Consider the following 19,926-nt stretch of genomic DNA (forward strand, 5'->3'; position numbering starts at 1 on the left):
TGATGGTGAAGTGCAGTCCCGTGCTGAGCGCCATGCTAAGTGCCATGCTCCCTCCTGGAATCATCAACTGTTAATGAGAAACAGTGATAATAACGAGCCAGGAGCCAAGCACAACCCCTTGGAGGCACGTGTCAGCGATGTCTTACAACAATGTAAGCGATATCGTACAAAATTTTAAGAAATGGCTTACAGGAAGAGGGGTTGCACATATAGCGGAAATGATATGGGCGCGAAGAACATGGCTTGTGTTGCCATTTCAGGGGTGTCGATAGAAGTTTCTCCTCTCTCCATGCATGATGGCTGTAGCTCATGAAGCAAGAGGACTATCAACGTTTCGGCATGGTCGCCACAAAACCCCATGGCATCAGACTCTGCATACGTGATTCATCTGGCTTCCAGCCCTAACCACCGGGCTGACGCCCCACGGTGAGTTTGGTAAGGTTACCGCCTTGAATGGACACAACAAAGGTTTCCACTATGGCCCACGCTGCCCATTGGGTACCACTCAACCGTGAATGCCATGGCGGTTTGATGTGGCAGCGTTTTACTGCCTATCACTTTGCCCGGCACACCAGTTACGCTGCCTTGGCAGATGCCGAAATGCGCCATGCGGCGGCCTGTTTTCCTATTGCTTTTATACCAGCCCTCGAAGGTTGGCAGGCTGTTGCGCTACTGGGGTTAAGTGACGCCCATAACCTGATAGTGGATAGCCAGGGGCGCTGGCGGGCCGCCTATGTGCCCTCGGCGTTACGCAGTCATCCATTCGGCCTGCACCGTGAACACCCCGGCAAATTGTGTATTGATCAGCATTCACCCTGTGTTGTTGAGCGCCTGGATGCCGAACCTTTCTTCAATCAAAACGGTGAGTTGGCTAGTTTCCCTCGCCAGGTACTGCTTTTTTTGCAGCAGCGGGAAAGCGGCTGCCAGCGGGTCGCTCAACAACTGGATGCCCTGGTCAACGCCAAGCTGCTCACCCCCTGGCATCCAGAGGTTTATCAGGGCAGTACACCACTGTATCAAATCGACGAACGCGCCTGGAAGATGCTATCCGCCAAACAAGTGGGGCTTTTCTGGCAATTGGGTGCCGTTCCTTTGGTGTACGCTCAGCTGCAATCTCAACAGCAGCTTGGTGTTCTTCATGCTTATCAACAGCGGCAAGCGGCACCACCGGCGCCATCCGAGACAACTTCCAGCCCTCTTGCAGAGTGGCAGGAAGCCTTGAGCAGTGAAGAGCGCTATCAGTGGCCGGATCCCTCTTAATTGGGTGCCAAGCACCAACGTTATTCAGGAAAGTGAATGTTTTTTAAAGTTGATACGTTGCCCCGCAAACGGTTGGTGCTATGTAGCGTAGGTGCTGCACTTTTACTGATAAGCCCGCTATTGGCGGCACAACAGCCATCGGTAGACCCTTTTACAGTGGCAACACCGCTGCCACCTTCCTCCCTGGAAGGTCCTGCTTTCTCGGCTGACCTCAAGCAGCTACTTGATACCTTCCGCTGGCAATCTGGTCAGGTAATGGGGGAAACGCAGGCGTTAACCACGCTACGCGATAAAATCCAGCATGCACTGGCGCAACAGCCACGTATCCTGGCCCAGCGCTCACGCGAGCGTGAGTCCGTGCTGCAAATAGACGAAGTACGTGCCGTACGCCGCCCCCAGGTGAATGCGGGGTTTGAGTATCGCAATGACTTGCAGCGCACCGAGGCGCTACCCGACCGTGGGTCACGCGTGGATGCCGTGGTCACCCTTAGCCAGTTGCTGATGGATTTTGGCGCCAGCGGTGAGCGGGTACGTGCCGCCGACCTAAGTGCCGAGGCGGCGTTTTGGCAGTCCCAGTCCAGTATCGAAGACGAAGTACTTTACGCTCTGAATGCCTACCTGGATGTCGCCCGCCTGACCGCCCAGCGTCAGTTGGCCGAACACAACCTACAGCAGCACCAGCGCATTTTTGAAGATGTTAGCCTGCGCCGTGAAGCAGGCGCTGGCTCCAGGGCCGATGTACTGCGCGCCCAAAGCCGGCTCAGCGATGCCGAATCCCGGCTGGTTTCTCTTGAAGGTGAGCTTGCCCGCGCTATTAATATCTACCAGGAAGCGTTTTTCACCACCCCCGATACACTCGCCCTGCCCCAGGGAGGCACACTGTTAAGCGAGACCAGTGCCGACCAGTTGCTGCATGACGCCCTGGCCAGAAACACCGCTCTACGCAGCCAGACTCTGGTAAGCCAGGCCAGCGAAGCCGAAGCCCAGGCCACACGCAATGCCCGCTTACCCCGCTTGAGTGTTGCCGTGGAAGGCCGCCAATACGATGTTAATGACTTCAACGAGTCGGACAACGATGTCGCGCTGCTGTTTAACATGGATTACACCCCCTATAGCGGTGGTGCGACCTCGGCGCGTATCTCCCAGGCGGTCGAGCGCCAGCAGCAGAGTCTGTTTGAACAGCAGGCTCTACGCCGGGAGCTGGAGCGGGAAGTACGCTCTGCCTACACCGACACCCGCACTCGCCGGGCAGAGCTGGAAGCGCAGACAGCAACACTCGCGGCAGAGGAAGAAGCACTACTGGCCTATCGTGATCAGTTCGCCATTGGCAGAAGCAGCATTAACGATCTGCTGGACGCCCAGCGAGACCTGTTCCAGGCTGCTCTGGAGCTGGTCAACCGCCGCGTGCGCTGGGAGCAGTCCAGCTTTCAGCAGCTTGCGGTAACCGGGCAGTTGCTGGATGTGATGGAGATTCACCTTGAACGCCACTAACTCCAGTACTAACTCCAGTACAAACTCCAGTACAAACGCCAGCACTAACTCCCGCGCAGACGCCCTTGAGCAGTGCTTAACCTTTGTGGCCGCCCAACTGGAACTGCCGGTATCCGCAGCGGCGGTACGTGCCCACCGGGTAGGTACAGATACCCCGCTCACCCCTGACGGCTTTATGGATGCCGCCGAACGCCATGGCATGGTGGCCGCTTTGGGCGAGCATGAGCTGGCTACACTGGGAAACTCTCTGCTGCCCGCCGTTGCCTTGCTTAAAAACGGCCGTGCCGTGGTGATCATTGAACGCATTAATGAGGAGCGCTTTGCACTGTTTGACCCGGCACTCGGCAAACAACCGGTGGAAACCCCGCTAAGTGCTCTGGAGCCAGAGTACATTGGCCACCTGATAGCCGTGCGTGCTCGCTACCGCCCGGTAACACTCAACAGTGAACCGGCCATTCAGGGCGGACACTGGTTCTGGAGCGCGCTCTCCTCAAACCGTTGGGTATATACCCAAGTGGTCATAGCTGCCGCGCTCACCAACTTTCTGGGTCTGGCTACCTCGCTGTTTATTATGGTGGTCTACGACCGGGTATTACCTAATGAGGCGATTGAATCGCTGGTGGCACTCACCATTGGCGTCAGTATCGCCCTACTGTTCGATTTTGCGGTCAAAACCCTGCGCCAGCTGTTTATTGAACGGGCAGGCCAGAAAGCCGACCTGCGCATGGGAAGGCATATTTTCGACCATGTGCTCAATCTGCAAATGAGCGCCAAACGCGGCAGCACCGGTGGATTTGCCAACACCCTGCGGGAGTTCGAGTCGTTACGCGATTTCTTTGCCTCGGCGTCGCTGGTAGCCATCGTCGACCTGCCCTTTATCCTGCTGTTTATCGGCGTGATCTATCTGATTGGCGGGCCACTGTTTATAGTGCCGTTGATTGCTGTGCCGCTGGTATTGGTGATGGGTATTGCCGTACAGCCGTTTCTTAAGCGCCTTTCCGGCCAGGCCTTCGAAGAGAGCCGCTCCAAACAGGGGGTGCTGATTGAGGCGGTGGCGGGGCTTGAAACCATCAAAGCCAGTGGTGCCGCGCCAATGATACGCCAGCGCTGGGAAGAGAGCGTGCAGCAGCAGTCCAACGTGGGCCGCAAAGGGCGTGCCATTCAGCAGTTTGCCCTTAATGCCACGGCGTTCGCCCAGCAGGCTGCCCAGGTCAGTATTGTGGTGTACGGAGTGTTTCTGGTGGGCGATGGCATCATTTCCATGGGTGCCATGATTGCTTGCGTCATTCTTACCGGGCGGGCGCTCGCACCGTTGGCGCAGTTGGCCCAAACCATGACCCGCATTAACCAGGCACGCACCTCCTACCGTGCCCTCGACCAACTGATGAATATGCCTTCGGAACGGCCTGCGGGCCGCCACTACCTAAGCCGCCCTACACTGGATGGCAAAATTCGCTTGCAGGGGGTCGCTTTCCGCTACCCGGAACAAACATCAGCGGCGCTGGACAATATCAACCTGACCATCGAATCCGGTGAAAAGGTTGCTTTGCTGGGCCGCGTAGGCTCTGGCAAAAGCACCCTGGCGCGGCTGCTGCTGGGCATTTACCCTCCCGAAAAGGGTGCCGTATTGGTGGATGACACCGATATTCGCCAAATTGATCCGGCAGATTTACGCCATAACATCGGCAGCGTGTTGCAGGAAGCCTGGCTGTTTTCCGGCACCGTGCGCCAGAACATTGCGATTGGTGCCCACCACCCTACTGATGAGCAGGTTCTACAGGCGGCCAGGCTGGCGGGCGCCCATGACTTCATTGCACGCCACCCTAAAGGCTACGACATGCCTATTGGTGAGCGCGGCGAAGGGCTTTCCGGAGGCCAGCGCCAGCTCATCTGTCTGGCCCGTGCATTACTGGGCACACCGCCCATTCTGCTGATGGATGAACCCACCAGTGCGATGGACATCCAAACCGAAAAGGAAGTGATTGCACGGCTAAAAGCGGCCAGCCAATCGCAAACCCTGGTAGTGGTGACCCACCGCACCAGCCTGCTGGAGCTGGTCGACCGGGTGGTGATTCTCGACCAGGGCAGGATTATTGCCGATGGCCCCAAAACCCAGGTGATGCGTCCTGTTGAGGCAGCTCCCCATCGTACGCGTGAAGGATCAACACCGTGAGCCGCCCTGATACCCAGTTGGATTTTGAACACTTCGTTCGCCATGGCCGCGCCAAGCGCCCGATTGCCAGCAGTTTGCTGCTCTTCACTATTATTGGCTTTCTGCTGATTGGCTTTATTTGGGCCTACCTGACGGAAGTGGATGAAGTGACCCGCGGCCAAGGGAAAGTGGTTCCCTCGCGCAGCTTACAGGTAGTGGAAAGCCTTGAAGGTGGCGTGGTCACTGAAATCAACGTGCGCCGGGGGGATATGGTGGAACAAGGCGATACGTTGATGGTACTCAGCGGCGGCACACTGGAAGGCGATTACGAAGAGAGCCTGCAACGCCTGCGCTCTTTGCAATTGCGCTTACAGCGCCTGGAGGCGGAGATCAACCAGACACCACTGGAGCTGGACGAAGCACTCAGCCAGGGCGCTCCCACTGTCGCCACCAGCGAAACCCGCCTGTTCCACGGGCGCCAAATGGAGCTTAACGCCGAGCTACAGGTGTTGGAACAGCAGGGTTACCAGCGCCACCAGGAAAAAGCTGAACTGGAAGCCGCGCTGAATACCGCCCGTGCGGGTGTGCGGTTGGCGGAGCGGGAACTGGCGATCATTCAGCCACTGGCGCAGCGCGGCATTGAACCGGAAACCTCGCTTTTGCGGGTACGCCAATCGCTCAATGAGCTGCGCGGTGAAGTGGCCCGCCAGCAAAGCGCGGTGGCCCGAGCCGAATCATCCATTGCGGAAATAGAAGACCGCAAGATTGCTGCCCGCAATGCCTTCGAAGCCGATGCACTGGCCCAGCTTGCGGAAGCCACCTCCCAAGTGGCCGAGTTGGAGAAAACCCTGCCGGGCCGGGCTGATCAGGTGGCACGTACCACCATTCGCTCGCCAGTGACGGGCGTGGTCAATCAGGTACATATCAGTACCGTCGGCGGTGTCGCAGGCTCTGGCGAGCCATTGGTGGAAGTGGTACCCGCAGACGACGCGCTGCTGGTGGAAGCGCATATTCGCCCTTCGGATATCGCCTTTCTCTACCCAGGTCAGCCGGTGAAGGTAAAACTCACTGCCTATGATTTTGCCCGCTACGGCGGCCTGGACGGCGAACTGGTCACTATTGCGGCGGATGCCGTACAAATGCCGGAAAGCGGCGAACTGATGTACCCCGTGGAGGTGCGCACCGAAGGCTATCTCTATGATGCTGACAATCAACCATTAACGATTATCCCCGGCATGGTGGCCGAGATCGATATTCTCAGCGGCAAGCGCAGTGTGCTGGACTACCTGCTGGAGCCGGTTGTGAAAGTACGCGACCGTGCCCTGCGGGATTAAAACCCCGCAGGGATTCACCAACGGCCCCTGACGCCAGCGGGTCGTTCGCGCTATACTTGGCACCATTTTTCTGCAAGCCGTGAGCCGACTCCCCCATGGAAAAGACCTACCAACCCGAACAGATCGAAACCCGCTGGTACGAGCGCTGGGAAGCCGACAACCGCTTCGCCCCCACTGGCCGCGGCAAGCCGTTTTCGATCATGATTCCGCCCCCCAATGTGACCGGCAGCCTGCACATGGGTCACGCGTTCCAGGACACCATTATGGATACCCTGACGCGCTGGAAGCGGATGCAGGGTAACAACACCCTGTGGCAGGTAGGCACCGACCACGCCGGTATCGCCACCCAAATGCTGGTAGAGCGTAAAATTGCCGCAGAAGAGGGCAAAACCCGCCACGACCTCGGCCGTGATGCGTTTATCGACAAAGTATGGGAGTGGAAGGAAGAGTCCGGCGGCCACATTACCCGCCAGTTGCGGCGCATGGGTGCCAGTGTGGATTGGAGTCGCGAACGCTTCACCATGGACGAGGGCTTCTACAAAGCGGTTCAGGAAGTGTTCGTACGCCTGCATGAAGAGAAACTGATTTATCGTGGCAAGCGTCTGGTGAACTGGGACCCCACCCTGCATACCGCCATTTCCGACCTGGAAGTGGAAAACAGAGAGCAGCAGGGTAGCTTCTGGCACTTCCGCTACCCGCTGGCGGATGGTGTTAAAACTGCCGATGGCAAAGATTACGTGGTTGTGGCCACCACCCGTCCAGAAACCCTGTTGGGCGATACCGGTGTCGCGGTAAACCCGGAAGATGGGCGTTACGCGTCACTGGTCGGTAAATTTATTGAGCTACCACTGGTGGGCCGCCGCATTCCTATCGTGGCCGACGAGCATGCCGATATGGAGAAAGGCTCCGGTTGTGTGAAGATCACCCCGGCCCACGACTTTAACGATTACGAAGTCGGCAAGCGCCACAACCATCTGCTGATCAACGTATTCACCAAGGATGCCACCATCCTGGAACGCGCCGAAATCTTCGACCTGAAAGGCCAGCCGCAGCCCGACGAAGACACCACCCTGCCCACCAAGTACGCAGGGCTGGACCGTTTCGAAGCACGCAAGCAAATCGTTGCTGACATGGACGCGCTGGGCCTGCTTGAGCAGGAGGAGAGCGTCAACAATACCCTGCCCTATGGCGACCGCTCCGGTGATGTGATTGAGCCGCTGCTGACCGACCAGTGGTTCGTGGCGGTAGAAACCCTGGCAAAACCTGCGATTGAAGCAGTAGCAAACGGCAGTATCCAGTTCGTACCCAGGAATTACGAAAATATGTACTTCGCCTGGATGCGCGACCTGCAGGACTGGTGTATTTCCCGCCAGCTATGGTGGGGCCATCGTATTCCCGCCTGGTACGACGTGGAAGGCAATGTATACGTGGCCCGCAGCGAAGAGGAAGCCCGCGAGAATCATGGCCTGGGTGCTGACGTGGCGCTAACCCAGGATGAAGACGTGCTGGATACCTGGTTCAGCTCGGGCCTATGGACCTTTGGCACCCTGGGCTGGCCGGAGCAAACCCCAGAGCTGGAAACCTTCCACCCCTCCAGTGTGCTGGTAACCGGCTTTGATATCATCTTCTTCTGGGTCGCCCGGATGATCATGATGACCCTCAAGTTCACCGGCGAAGTACCGTTCAAAACCGTCTATGTGCATGGGCTGGTACGCGATGGACAGGGCCAGAAAATGTCCAAATCCAAGGGCAACGTGCTGGACCCCATCGACCTGATCGACGGTATCAGCCTGGAGGCACTACTGGAAAAACGCACCGGCAACATGATGCAGCCGCAAAAAGCCAAAGCCATTGCCAAGGCCACCCGCGACGAATTCAAGGACGGTATAGAAGCCCACGGTACTGATGCACTGCGTTTCACCTTCCTCTCCCAGGCCACCACCGGGCGCGATATCAAGTTCGACATGAACCGCCTGGATGGCTACCGCAACTTCTGCAACAAGCTGTGGAACGCCTCCCGCTATGTGCTGATGAACGCCGAAGGCGAAGATTGCGGCACCGGTGGTGAAGAGGTTGAACTCTCGCTGGCCGACCGCTGGATTATTTCCCAACTGCAGAAAACCGAAGCCCAGATCACCAGAGCGATGGACGAATACCGCTTCGATCACGCCTCCCAGGCGCTGTACGAGTTCGTATGGAACGAGTACTGCGACTGGTACCTGGAGCTATCCAAGCCTGTGCTATGGGACGTGCATGCCACTCTGGAGGCAAAGCGTGGCACCCGCCGCACCCTGGTGCGTGTACTGGAAGCCATTCTGCGTCTGGCCCACCCGATGATGCCCTATATATCGGAAGAGATTTGGCAACGGGTTTCCCCTCTGGCAGGTACCTATATGGGCGAAGGCGCCTCCATCATGCATCAGGCATGGCCAGAAGCCGACGAAAGCAAAATCGACGAGCAGGCCACCCGGGATATCGAATGGCTGAAAGGTGTGATTATCGCAGTGCGTAACATCCGTGCCGAGATGAATATTGCCCCCGGTAAACCGTTGGACGTACTACTCACCAAAGGCCAGCCGGAAGACGCTGAGCGCCTGGAGAGCAACCGCCGCTTCCTGGCCAAGCTGGCCAAGCTGGAGAGCGCGACATGGCTTGCCAATCCAGACGATGCACCTCTCTCGGCCACGCAGCTTGTCGGCGATATGGAAGTGCTGGTACCCATGGCCGACCTGATTGACAAGGACGCTGAACTTGCCCGCCTGGCAAAAGAGATCGAGAAGCAGGATAAGCTCATCGGCGGCATTGAGAAGAAGCTCGGCAACGACGGTTTTATCGCCAAAGCCCCGGTCGCTGTGGTGGAAAAAGAGCGCAGTAAACTGGCGGAATTCCAAGCCGCCAAACAGCTTCTGGAAGAGCAACAGGCGAAGATTGCAGCGTTATAAGGCTTAACTAAAGTAACTGAAACAAAAACGGCGCCCCGCGGTGCCGTTTTTGGTTTTGGGCCAACCAACTGGTATCGACTGGCTCAACGTCGGCCGATACCGCATAATTAAAGCGCCTTTTTGAACGGGAGGTTCATATGCATACACTGATGATGCTTACTGCTGGCCTGACTCTTTTTGCCATTCTGGCCTTTGCAGCCAGGCTCATACCCGCTTTCCGCCCACACTACTTCGCCGCCTTTGTTGCACTCTGGCTACTCGCTTCTGGTATTAACATGTGGGTTGGCGTGGTTCATGCGGGTTACTCCTTCATGTTTGAATTGCCGTTCTTTTTGATTGTTTTCCTGGTTCCCGTCATCATTGCGCGCCTGATCAAGATCAAGTGCCTCTGATCACCAACAGGCCTTGCCCAGGTGCAGAGCGCCTAAACCTGATGGTACCTCCCCAATCTCATAACTGATCAGCCACCTCTACGCGTTTTTGCTCCCGCGGCTCTCTCACATGCGAAAGAGTGCCCGCAAGCCCAGGCAGGTACAGGCATTATTGAAGCGCCACTTTAATTATTCCAGGGGACAAGTCGCTGCCAGGGTACCTCATGAAGGCGTTAATTTATTTTGTGGTGCCATCCACCGAGGGATAGGCTTTCGCAAACGTCTCCATCACTTCACGCACCACTTTCCGTTGAGCTGCTGGTAAGCTGCGATATAACGAAAGTACCTGACGCTCCTCGCTAGTGGCAGAAACATCCCAAGCGGCTGTTGGCTCACTGACACTATAAATAGCGGCCCCTCCATAACGTAAATAATGGGGGTCAACAGACAGCCACCGTGCCAACACCTGCAACTTATCCTGGTTTGGGATCGAATCACCACGCAACCAGCGCCTTACGGCCTGGAAGGTAATCGGCTTTCCCCAGTAGCGCAGATTGAACTCGCGTTCCAGCACTGATGGTCGTACATCGTATCCTGCCGCTTGCATGGCAGCCTTTAATCGCTCGGCGAACATGATTTTTTCATTCATGCCACCAATGTGAATAGATTGTTCAATAATAGTTGAATAACGGTTCACCTTTTGTTTGAATCATTAATTCAATTTCGAGTTTTCGCACTGCACCAGTCCCTGACAGTGATGGTGCGAGCGAAGACACTGCGCTTGAGGAGTCATTCAGGATGAGTGGCACAGTTGCTTCACCGATCCAGGATCTAGACAACCTTTATCACGCACTGGCGGTGTTGTGTGCCGCGACAACGCCTGTCAGGCTTTTCGAGCACTTGGCACAAACGCTTCATGGTTTAACGGAAAATAAGCCGGTAGCCCTTTTTCGGCGGCTGGGCACCGGCGAGCTCCGTTTGACATACTGCTTCCCTACTGCCGATACAGTGGCACCTTACAAGGACATACTGTCGATCCGATCCTTCGAGGAACTGAGCAGTTCAGAGCTACAATATTATGAATTAAAAGGGGAACATGGGATATGGGGCTATGTAGGGCACCCACACTCCCTCTATCAAGGTTCGATGCAGTGGGCCAATCTGCTGGTGGATATTGCCGCACAACGGTTACGCTTATTGAAAGCGGAACGCATGGTCAAGTGCCAGTTGCGCCTGAAAACACGACGCAAACTACTCTCCAGGGATATCAAACACTTCACCACCATTGAGCACATACTGCAGCAACATGGCGACAGTTGGTGCGATATCTTTCAGGCCAGCGGCATTGCCGTGGCTTATCAGGGCAACCTGCACTACTTTGGCGAATGTCCTTCCAAACCCTCGCTTTGTCAACAGCTGCGACTGTTGCGCCAGCCCCTTTGTCAGGATGAAACCACCGAATTGACTGGCCACTGCCAGGGTGGTCTGGCGGCTCCGCTAAGTCTGACGACTTCCCACTTGGGCTGGCTGCTGCTTTTCCGCCAGCAGCCCCTTATTCCATCCCCGGAGGCTCATAGCGACATTCAGGATTCATTAAGTTACTGGATGCCCCTTGAAGCCTCCATGATCGTTGGATTGGCAGATGATCTGGCAGTGGCTATTACTGCACTGGAAGTCGTGCATCTAAACCGACAATTAATCAAGACCAACCAACGCCTTGAAGGACTAGCCCATACCGACCCATTAACCAAATGCTGGAACCGCTACTACACCGAGCTTGTTATTGAGGACCTGAGCCAGTCTGACATCCCGTTTGCCTTAATGATGTTTGATATCGACGACTTTAAGCGTGTTAACGATACCTATGGGCATGGGGTAGGCGATGATATTTTGCGCAACATTGCCTATTTGGTGCAAAAAACACTTCGCACTGACGACCACCTGGGCCGTTGGGGTGGCGAAGAGTTCATTGTGATCACCAGAGGGCTCGGCCACGATACCAGCCTCCAATTGGCGAACCGGCTTTGCCGCACGGTTGAGAAACATATATTCCCCAGTGCCAACAGAGTGACTATCAGTATTGGCCTTACCCTTGCTCATCCCAATGACCAGCCCCATCCGTTACTAAAAAGGGTCGATCGGGCCATGTATCTGGCTAAAGCAGCAGGCAAAAACCAGGTGGTAATATGCGAATAGCGTGCTGCTTGCCAGTAGTAGCGGGCGTACAGCCCGTTAAGGGGCGCTATCAGCGACATTTAGTTCGCTTAGTTCGCTTAGTTCGCTTTGCGCCAGCCGCCCAACACCCGGCTATCCGGGCCAAAGAACACCAGTCGGTCGTGGTCAATCAGATAACGGTAGGCGGTATCCAGCATATCCGTTACCCGCTTGGCATCCTCCATGTTCGGGCAGGCCATACGTGTTGAGGCCAGTTCGCTAAACTCGATCCGCTGACTCTCGCCCAGGTTGACCTTGCCGGTAAACCGGTTACAGCCATCATAGCCGCTTACCTTGCCATCCTGCGTTATTTCGAAGAAAGGGGTTTCAGGCATTGATAGCCGCTCATTGGTGCCCACCAGCAACAGATTCCACCGCTGCTCCACGATGGGGCCAGATAAGGTGGAGCCCCGTGGGGCATCAGGGTGCTCTTGCTGAGGTGTACTGCTACAGGCGCTTAACCATAGTGCAGCGGCAAGCCCTAGAAACGTATATCCGAATTTCACATTCACCTTGCTATCTTCCTTATCCCAAAAATTACCAGCTTCCACTGTTTTCCATGGATGCCCATGGCTCCTGGGGTGGCAGTGCCTCCCCCTTCTGTAGCAACTCAACAGAAACGCCATCGGGGGATTTTACAAACGCCATATGACCATCCCGTGGGGGACGATTGATGGTGACACCGTTATCCTGCAGTTTTTGGCAAAGCGCATAGATGTCATCAACACGGTACGCCAGATGGCCAAAGTTGCGCCCTCCTGTATACGCTTCAGGGTCCCAATTATAAGTCAACTCAAGTTCAGGGGCGGTTAAACGCTCGGAGCGCTGTTCATCATCGGGTGCTGCGAGAAAAACCAGGGTAAAGCGGCCTTTCTCGTTCTCTTTGCGGCGCACCTCTTTCAGCCCCAATAAGTCGCAATAAAAGTGTAGCGACGCATCCAGGTCACTTACCCGCACCATGGTGTGTAAAAACTGCATGTAGCTCTCCCTTCATCGTTGCGTACTACTGGGTATATTCACTGAAGATATCAGGCCCGCTATCAGTATCAGTCCAGCTTAGTACAGCGTAATCATCCACACGCCCCGTTTCCATTCCAGGCGAACCATGAGGCATCCCCGGTACGGCTAACCCCACCACCTCCGGTCTCTCATCCAACAAACGCTGAATATCCGATGCCGGCACATGGCCTTCAATCACATACCCGTCAACAATAGCAGTGTGGCATGAAGCCAGTGCAGGAGGCACCCCATTGGATGCTTTAAACGCCCGTAGATCATCTCTGCGGTGGTGGTTGACGGTAAAGCCCTCCTCTTCAAGGTGGTCTACCCAGGCGCCACAACAGCCGCAGTTAGGGTCACTATGAACTTCGATACCAGATGCCGCTAATGCGTTTAGCGAAACAATGGCAAGAAGACTTCCACTCAACAGCTTAGTTAGACAGTGATGTAACATTGCAACACCTCCCTTACAAGTCTGTATAATCATACCTTAATTGCTTTGAATGCTGGGGTCACCCCAAGGAGAAGGTAGTGGATTCGATCACACAAGCGGCCTTAGGGGCGGCTGTGGGGGGCGCAATACTCGGTCGACGACTGGGCCGAAAAGCAGTACTGATAGGAGCACTTCTCGGCACACTGCCAGACCTGGACGTAGCCATTGATTACGGCGATGCCGTGGCCAATGTGACCGAACACCGAGGCTTTAGCCATTCGTTGTTTGTGCTGACAGGTTTTGCCACCCTATTGGCACTGCTTTGTCACCGCTTTGCTCCTGCCCGTGATATTACACTGGGGCGATGGTGGTGCTTTTTTACCCTCGCACTGATCACCCATCCCTTACTCGACTCTCTGACCACCTATGGCACTCAACTTTTCTGGCCACTCGATGTTCCACCATCGGCATGGCCGATTGTCTTCATTATCGACCCTTTTTATACCCTTCCGCTATTGATGGGCGTCATCATAGCGGTGATCTCCCAACGGATGCGCAAGTACTGCGCGCTGGGGCTGGCGGTTTCCAGTGTTTATTTACTGCTGGCCGCTGGGGCAAAGTGGAGCGTCGAGCAGCGGCTTACCCCAACACTTGCACAGCAGGGGTTGGAAGAGGCCCCGGTACTGATACAACCCACCCCCTTCAATATCGTGCTGTGGCGGGCGACAGTTATCGGCGAAGAGCGCTATTACGAAAGCCTGATTAGCGTGTTTGATGGTCAACGCTCCCCCATCCTGGAGCCGCTACTGCGTAATGAAGCGCTGGAAGCAGCAGCGCTGGCCAGCTCCCGTGGCCAGCGACTAGCGTGGTTTACCGGGCCATTTCTGCGCTACGAAACACAGCCAATCAATGGTAGGGAAACACTGATTGCCACGGATATCCGGTTGGGGTTTCCCGGCTTTCATCCCTTTAGCTTCACCCTTGCCACCTGGGAGGACAGTGACTGGGTACCTGTTGAGACAAGCGAGCTGATAGGAAACACCCGGGAGCTTCGCCTATCCACACTATCCAGCCTGGCGGCACGGGCCACCGGGGATATGCTGGCACTCTGCGCTAGAGACTTTGTGCCCCCCCAGTGGCGTGTAGAGCCTTTTCTTTATCGCTGCTAAAGCAGTGACCGTTACGGAGCAATACCCTGACCACACCCACTGTACTGCTGGCCACCGTAGGTGAGCGTTACACGGGCAGGGAAGGGTTCTCCGCTCATGTCGTCAAAGCAGGCACCCGCCTCAATGCGTACCCGAAAGAATGGCTCCATCTGGGCATTTTCCAACACCACACGCCCCGCCTGGTTATCCATCACGCTGACCATATAGGGAAACGTATGGCTCTCCTGGCCGTAGTTTAACTGCAAGGTTAAGCTGGGCTCGTCATGAGCAAGCGCCACTGACCAGCCGGGCTCGTTCCCGCGACCTAAAAACATCACCCCTGGCTGCTCAGCCCGCGTCATACCGCGGCGCTGCTCGGCAAGCTGGCACTGGAGCTGTCCACGAGGTGTTTCAACCAATGCCTGCTCACCCCGGTTCCAAAAGCTGATATCCCCCTCCTGGTAACGGGCACCGCTGGCGACGACCGCCTGAGGCAGGCGCCAGGCCCCATGTAGTGACCATAACCGAAGATCGTTGGCATTCGTGGCGGTCACCAGATGCTGACTAGCTGGCTGGCAGTTCCAGCCCTGAAAATACTCAGCACTCCCCGGAAACAGTGCCGAAGGCAGCAACGGGGCGCTGCTGTGCACGGTCATTTTTCCGGGCTCAGTAGACGATGAAGGTGCCGTGGTAGTGGCGCAGCCGGTCACCGTGGCCGTGATGGCTAACAGTGCGGCGGCCATGAACGGCTTGCTGCGTAGGTGGGTCATCAAATAACGCTCCCTGTAGCTATTATTGGACAAAAGGCCAGAGCAGTCTTAACGGCGTTTAAAGGCATTCAAGTCCTGTGGGTCGAAGGTGTCAACCTGCTCTGGCAAGCCTAACGCTTCACGCTTTATTTTCACCTCCATTTTCTCGGCCAGGCGTTCGGCATCATCGTCGGTAGTGCGCCCATTCAACTCTGCCAATTGGCTCATGCCCTGGTGATAAAACGTTAAGATATCCAGCGCCACCCGGTTATCCTCCTCCACCCCCCTGCGTAATGGCTGCAAGTAGCCACTCACCTGGGAAAGGTGATGCTTAAGCTGCCATACGTAACGCATCTCGGTCATCCAGGGGCGATCACGTAGCACTGCAAACATGGCGCTGGTGGCTAACAGGCCAAGCAGTACCCCGAGGGCGTTAAGCCATAGGCTACTACCAAACGTGGCGGTTAACAGCATTGAAAACAGCAGCCCGAAAACGATCAGTTGTCCTGCCATGGCAACGCTGATCATGCGCGCTTTGCGTCGGTAGGTATCCGGATTGTGCTGCTCAAGGGTAAAAACCATGGCCAACCTCGCAATCAAAGTGAATGCCTTATGATACGGTGCTGGCCAGGGCAAACAAGGGGCGTCCAACAGCGAAGGGCACCTAACCGCTTAGTTGGTCGGCCGCGCTCTTCAGTAGCCGCTCGGTGGTTTCCCAGCTGATGCAAGCATCCGTCACCGATACGCCGTAACGCATGGCATTGGGTGTTAGCGCCTGCTTGCCTTCAAACAGGTGGCTCTCCAGCATTAGCGCAACCAGGTTGGCATCGCCAGCTTTGCGCTGTGCCAACACATCCAACATAACGCCGCTTTGCCGGCGGTGATCTTTACGCGCATTGGCATGGCTGCAGTCCACCATCAGCCGTGGGTTCTGGCCCGCTTCCCGCAGCGTGTTCACCGCAGCACGTACCTGGTGGGCCTGATAGTTGGGCTCACCGTGGCCGCCACGCAACACCACATGGGTGTGTGGATTACCGGCGGTTTGCTGCATCACCGGCCTGCCGTCACTATCCATAGCAAAGCGTTGGTGCGAGTGAGCTGCCGCCTGCATGGCATCAATGGCGACCTGCACATCACCGCTGGTGGCGTTCTTAAAGCCCACGGCGGCGGCCAGATCACTGGCCAGCTCACGATGAAGCTGCGACTCGGTAGTACGTGCTCCAATGGCAACCCAGCTCAATAAATCGTCCACATAGGGCGCCAGCATGGGTTGCAGCAACTCAGTGGCAACCGGCAAGCCACGTGCCGCCACAGCGTGCATTAGCTCACGTGAAAGGGTAATCCCTTTTGGCATATCGCCACTACCATCCAGGTTCGGGTCGTAGGCAAGGCCTTTCCACCCCACGGTGGTACGCGGCTTCTCCACATACACTCGCATGACCGGGAGTATCTGCTCGCTGACCTCTTCGCTCAGGGCGGCCAACCGGTCGGCATACTCAAGCGCAGCGTCTGGATCATGAATGGAGCAAGGGCCAACAACGACCAACAGCCGTTGATCCTGACCATTGAGAATACGCTGAACAGCCTGACGCTGCTGGGTGATTTGTTCACCCAACGCATGGTTGACGCTGATCCTGCGGCGCAGTTCCACAGGCAAGGGCAGCGGTTGCGAGATGGCTGCCGGGTGGTTTGTCATTAACGAAGTGACATTGGTGGCGGTGACGCAAACAGGGCTGACATGGGCATTCATTGGGTTAACTCTCCGAATCTATATGACATCGCGTGACTAACTTGCCACCCAAGCAGGCACGGTCGGAGGTGGCAGCTTGCACCAACCGCGCGTCGCTAAATCGCCAGCCATAGCCATACTCCAGATAACGGGTAGCAGTGGCGAGCGAGTTAACGAGAGAGATTGCGCGATACATCATGGTGCAGCTCCTTGATGAAATTGCTATGAAACGTGGTAACGGTAATGTAGTAACACGACTTAATACGAAAGAAGCCTCGATTGGGTTACCCAACCGAGGCTTCTTTGCATGCGGCAGGCAACCTGGTCGGTGTGCCTGCTGGCGCGACGTTAGCGGTCGGCCATGGGCACACCATAGCTAAACCAATACCCTACATAAGCAAAGACAGCTGCATAAACGCCCGCGCACGCGCTAACCATCCCTTGTGGGCTGGGTTGAACATTGAGTGTGCGTGAGCATGTATGCATTGCTTAATCCTTAACAAAAGTCCTTACAAGCGAAAAGCCAATTCTTGCCAACAGGGTCAAACACAGGGCTTACAAAGCGTATTGGCTTTATCCTGCCTGCACTCAGGCAAAATGGCAACTATCAGCCACTAAACGCTTGTATCCAACCAATGGTGCCGGGCAGTGCGCTCATGCTTACCAACACTATCAGGCCAAGCACAATGGCAAGCAAGCCTGATTCATCTTTAAAATCGTCGTCATGGTGGGCCATACAGCCTCCTTTCTTTTATAGGTATCAGGGGAAACAACCTAGCGACCGTCCTTAATGTGGCCGATTATCTTAGTGGGCACGCGGTGCGTAGGCAAATACATCTGAAAACATACGCTCCATGGCAACACCCTGGCGTTCAAGCACATCAACGCAGGCATACACCATGCCTGGCGAACCGGAAAGGTAAATATCGCAGTCACTCGGCCTTAGCGGTGCATGCTCCAGTGCTTTCTCCAGTACCAGATCAACACGGCCCTGATAATGGGTGATACGCTCCCCCTGGGCGAGTGGCTCGGTTAAGGGAAACTCAGTAACGGCTTGAAAGGATACGTTAGCGTATCGCTGGGCCCACTGGGTTGCCAGGCTTTCAGCGTAAAGGTCACGGTGTTCACGGGTGGCCCACCACAGTGAAATCGCCCGCCCAGGCTGGTCGCGTAATGACGCTTCAACAACCGCTTTCATTTGCGCAAAGCCCGTACCTGCGGCAACCAGTAGCAGCGGCCGCTCACTTTTCGGATCCAGTACGCAGTCACCGCTTGGCAAACGCACAGTGAGTTGGTTAGCCACCTGAAGCAACTCGCGCAGGCGCACTGAATTACTCCGTTCAGGCCAGTGCTGAACATGCAGCTCAATAATGCCATCACCACGCTCAGCGCTGGCAATGGAAAACGGCACCCAGGTGCTAGCGTCTAATTTGAGCTCTAAATACTGCCCTGGAGCATGCTGCATGGCTTCCGCGCGCCCTTCTAGCGTCACACCAAATACGTCAGGATTTAAATCCTCTACCGCCGTGACCTGGCAAGTCAACGTTCTTGCGCTCATGAAAGCCTCTTTGTGGAAAATCGTACAACCGGCGCATGGTGGAATCAGCTATGCCGGGATGAGGGCATCGGGATATCGATACCCAGCTCATCCCAACGCTCATCAACGCGGGCTTTCACCGCCTCGTCCATCACTATCGGGGTACCCCACTCACGGTCAGTCTCACCGGGCCACTTATTAGTGGCATCCAGGCCCATTTTGGAGCCTAGCCCTGAAACCGGGGAGGCGAAGTCGAGATAATCAATGGGGGTATTTTCCACCATGACCGTATCCCGCGCCGGATCCATGCGGGTGGTAATGGCCCACATCACGTCTTCCCAGTTACGTGCGTCCACATCGTCATCCAGCACAATCACGAACTTGGTGTACATAAACTGGCGTAAGAAGCTCCAGACGCCCATCATCACGCGCTTGGCGTGCCCTGGATATTGCTTCTTCATGGTAACCACAGCCATCCGGTAAGAGCACCCTTCCGGCGGCAGGTAAAAATCGACGATCTCGGGAAACTGCTTACACAGGATCGGCACAAACACTTCGTTTAATGCGACACCAAGAATGGCCGGCTCATCCGGTGGGCGGCCGGTATACGTGGAGTGGTAAATCGCATCCCGGCGCATGGTCATCCGGGTAACGGTAAAGACAGGAAAATGGTCAACTTCGTTGTAGTACCCGGTGTGGTCGCCAAACGGCCCTTCCGGCGCCATATCGTCAGGATAGATAAAACCTTCCAGGATGATTTCTGCCGAAGCGGGTACTTCAAGATCAGCGTGGTCACACTTCACCAGTTCAGTTCGGGAACCGCGCAGCAGGCCTGCAAAGGCATACTCAGAGAGTGAATCCGGCACGGGGGTCACAGCCCCCAGAATGGTCGCTGGGTCAGCACCCAGCGCTACAGCTACCGGAAAAGGCTCGCCAGGGTGCGCTTTTTGGAATTCAAGAAAATCCAAGGCGCCACCGCGGTGGGAGAGCCAACGCATAATCAGGCGGTTTTTCCCGATCTTTTGCTGACGATAAATCCCCATGTTCTGGCGTTTTTTATGAGGCCCTCTGGTAATGACCAGTGGCCAGGTCACCAGAGGTGCGGCATCGCCGGGCCAGCAGTGCTGGATGGGCAAGCGGCCTAAATCCACCTCATCGTCTTCGTAAACCACATCCTGAACGGGAGCACGCTTGACGATTTTTGGCCCCATACTGAGCACTTGCTTAAAAATCGGCAGCTTGTCCCAGGCATCTTTCAGCCCCTTGGGCGGATCCGGTTCCTTAAGAAAGGCCAGCAGCTTGCCCACTTCACGTAGTGCCTCAACCGAATCCTGCCCCATCCCTAACGCAACCCGTTTTGGTGTTCCAAACAGATTACCCAGGAGTGGCATGTCATGGCCTTTGACGTTTTCAAACAACAGCGCAGGACCACCCGCACGCAGTGTGCGGTCGCAAATTTCGGTGATTTCCAGGTAAGGATCGACTTCAGCTTGGATACGCTTTAGCTCGCCCTGAGCTTCAAGCGCCGCAATAAAATCGCGCAAGTCGTTATACTTCAAAGCATACT

Annotated in this window: 19 protein-coding genes; 8 read left to right on the forward strand and 11 right to left on the reverse strand. The window is 55.9% G+C overall.

All coding sequences use genetic code 11. From position 1 onward, the window contains the following. Positions 1-477: 477 nt before the first annotated feature. The 6 genes from HP566_RS08460 (at position 478) to HP566_RS08485 (ending at position 9,571) form a co-directional block, all read left to right on the forward strand. Positions 478-1,260, forward strand: coding sequence for a SapC family protein (locus HP566_RS08460; protein WP_249976822.1), 783 nt, complete (start codon positions 478-480; stop codon positions 1,258-1,260). A gap of 36 nt (positions 1,261-1,296) precedes the next feature. Continuing rightward, positions 1,297-2,751: a TolC family protein gene (locus HP566_RS08465; RefSeq protein ID WP_249976823.1), complete on the forward strand. Its 1,455-nt coding sequence runs from the start codon at positions 1,297-1,299 to the stop codon at positions 2,749-2,751. Further along, a complete protein-coding gene (locus HP566_RS08470) occupies positions 2,738-4,924 on the forward strand; it encodes a type I secretion system permease/ATPase (RefSeq protein WP_249976824.1) in 2,187 nt (728 codons plus the stop codon). The genes HP566_RS08465 and HP566_RS08470 overlap by 14 nt, the downstream gene beginning before the upstream one ends. Then, on the forward strand, positions 4,921-6,237 hold the full coding sequence (locus HP566_RS08475; protein WP_249976825.1) for an HlyD family type I secretion periplasmic adaptor subunit: 1,317 nt from the start codon (positions 4,921-4,923) through the stop codon (positions 6,235-6,237). Before HP566_RS08470 ends, HP566_RS08475 begins: the two co-directional genes overlap by 4 nt. A gap of 95 nt (positions 6,238-6,332) precedes the next feature. After that, entirely contained in the window at positions 6,333-9,179 is a 2,847-nt protein-coding gene (locus HP566_RS08480) for a valine--tRNA ligase (protein WP_249976826.1), read from the forward strand. Between the two features lie 137 nt (positions 9,180-9,316). Next, positions 9,317-9,571, forward strand: coding sequence for a hypothetical protein (locus HP566_RS08485; RefSeq protein WP_249976827.1), 255 nt, complete (start codon positions 9,317-9,319; stop codon positions 9,569-9,571). A gap of 217 nt (positions 9,572-9,788) precedes the next feature. Here the strand turns inward: HP566_RS08485 and HP566_RS08490 are convergent, their stop codons facing one another. Continuing rightward, entirely contained in the window at positions 9,789-10,247 is a 459-nt protein-coding gene (locus HP566_RS08490; RefSeq protein ID WP_340163070.1) for a transcriptional regulator, read from the reverse strand. Between the two features lie 101 nt (positions 10,248-10,348). Between HP566_RS08490 and HP566_RS08495 the strand changes: the two genes are divergently transcribed. After that, complete coding sequence (locus HP566_RS08495) at positions 10,349-11,746, forward strand: GGDEF domain-containing protein (RefSeq protein WP_249976828.1); 1,398 nt, start codon at positions 10,349-10,351, stop codon at positions 11,744-11,746. A gap of 77 nt (positions 11,747-11,823) precedes the next feature. On the opposite strand, the gene HP566_RS08500 is transcribed toward HP566_RS08495, so the two are convergent. The 3 genes from HP566_RS08500 to HP566_RS08510 are packed head-to-tail and all read right to left on the reverse strand — an operon-like array spanning position 11,824 to position 13,217. Beyond that, a complete protein-coding gene (locus HP566_RS08500) occupies positions 11,824-12,276 on the reverse strand; it encodes an META domain-containing protein (RefSeq protein WP_249976829.1) in 453 nt (150 codons plus the stop codon). A gap of 25 nt (positions 12,277-12,301) precedes the next feature. Then, positions 12,302-12,742 (reverse strand): lactoylglutathione lyase, encoded by a 441-nt coding sequence (gene gloA / locus HP566_RS08505; RefSeq protein WP_249976830.1) that lies wholly within the window; start codon positions 12,740-12,742, stop codon positions 12,302-12,304. 25 nt (positions 12,743-12,767) lie between these two features. Next, the gene (locus tag HP566_RS08510) at positions 12,768-13,217 is read right to left on the reverse strand and encodes a DUF411 domain-containing protein (protein ID WP_249976831.1); all 450 of its coding nucleotides are present in this window, start codon (positions 13,215-13,217) and stop codon (positions 12,768-12,770) included. 77 nt (positions 13,218-13,294) lie between these two features. Here HP566_RS08510 and HP566_RS08515 point away from each other — a divergent pair, with 77 nt between their 5' ends. Then, the gene (locus HP566_RS08515; RefSeq protein WP_249976832.1) at positions 13,295-14,365 is read left to right on the forward strand and encodes a metal-dependent hydrolase; all 1,071 of its coding nucleotides are present in this window, start codon (positions 13,295-13,297) and stop codon (positions 14,363-14,365) included. An 11-nt stretch (positions 14,366-14,376) separates the two neighbouring features. On the opposite strand, the gene HP566_RS08520 is transcribed toward HP566_RS08515, so the two are convergent. The 7 genes from HP566_RS08520 to ubiD form a co-directional block, all read right to left on the reverse strand. Beyond that, positions 14,377-15,114, reverse strand: a complete 738-nt coding sequence (locus HP566_RS08520) for an MliC family protein (RefSeq protein ID WP_249976833.1) — start codon at positions 15,112-15,114, stop codon at positions 14,377-14,379. Between the two features lie 48 nt (positions 15,115-15,162). Continuing rightward, complete coding sequence (locus HP566_RS08525; protein WP_249976834.1) at positions 15,163-15,675, reverse strand: DUF3087 family protein; 513 nt, start codon at positions 15,673-15,675, stop codon at positions 15,163-15,165. A gap of 82 nt (positions 15,676-15,757) precedes the next feature. Further along, the gene (locus HP566_RS08530; RefSeq protein WP_249976835.1) at positions 15,758-16,843 is read right to left on the reverse strand and encodes a 3-deoxy-7-phosphoheptulonate synthase; all 1,086 of its coding nucleotides are present in this window, start codon (positions 16,841-16,843) and stop codon (positions 15,758-15,760) included. 4 nt (positions 16,844-16,847) lie between these two features. Further along, the gene (locus tag HP566_RS08535; RefSeq protein ID WP_249976836.1) at positions 16,848-17,021 is read right to left on the reverse strand and encodes a hypothetical protein; all 174 of its coding nucleotides are present in this window, start codon (positions 17,019-17,021) and stop codon (positions 16,848-16,850) included. A gap of 408 nt (positions 17,022-17,429) precedes the next feature. Next, positions 17,430-17,558, reverse strand: coding sequence for a hypothetical protein (locus tag HP566_RS21595; RefSeq protein ID WP_284041384.1), 129 nt, complete (start codon positions 17,556-17,558; stop codon positions 17,430-17,432). Between the two features lie 69 nt (positions 17,559-17,627). After that, complete coding sequence (locus tag HP566_RS08540) at positions 17,628-18,380, reverse strand: NAD(P)H-flavin reductase (RefSeq protein WP_249976837.1); 753 nt, start codon at positions 18,378-18,380, stop codon at positions 17,628-17,630. A 44-nt stretch (positions 18,381-18,424) separates the two neighbouring features. Beyond that, on the reverse strand, positions 18,425-19,918 hold the full coding sequence (gene ubiD / locus HP566_RS08545) for a 4-hydroxy-3-polyprenylbenzoate decarboxylase (RefSeq protein ID WP_249976838.1): 1,494 nt from the start codon (positions 19,916-19,918) through the stop codon (positions 18,425-18,427). Positions 19,919-19,926: the final 8 nt, after the last annotated feature.

Origin of the sequence: Vreelandella olivaria, assembly GCF_023507745.1 — a bacterium.
GTDB lineage: Bacteria > Pseudomonadota > Gammaproteobacteria > Pseudomonadales > Halomonadaceae > Vreelandella > Vreelandella olivaria_A.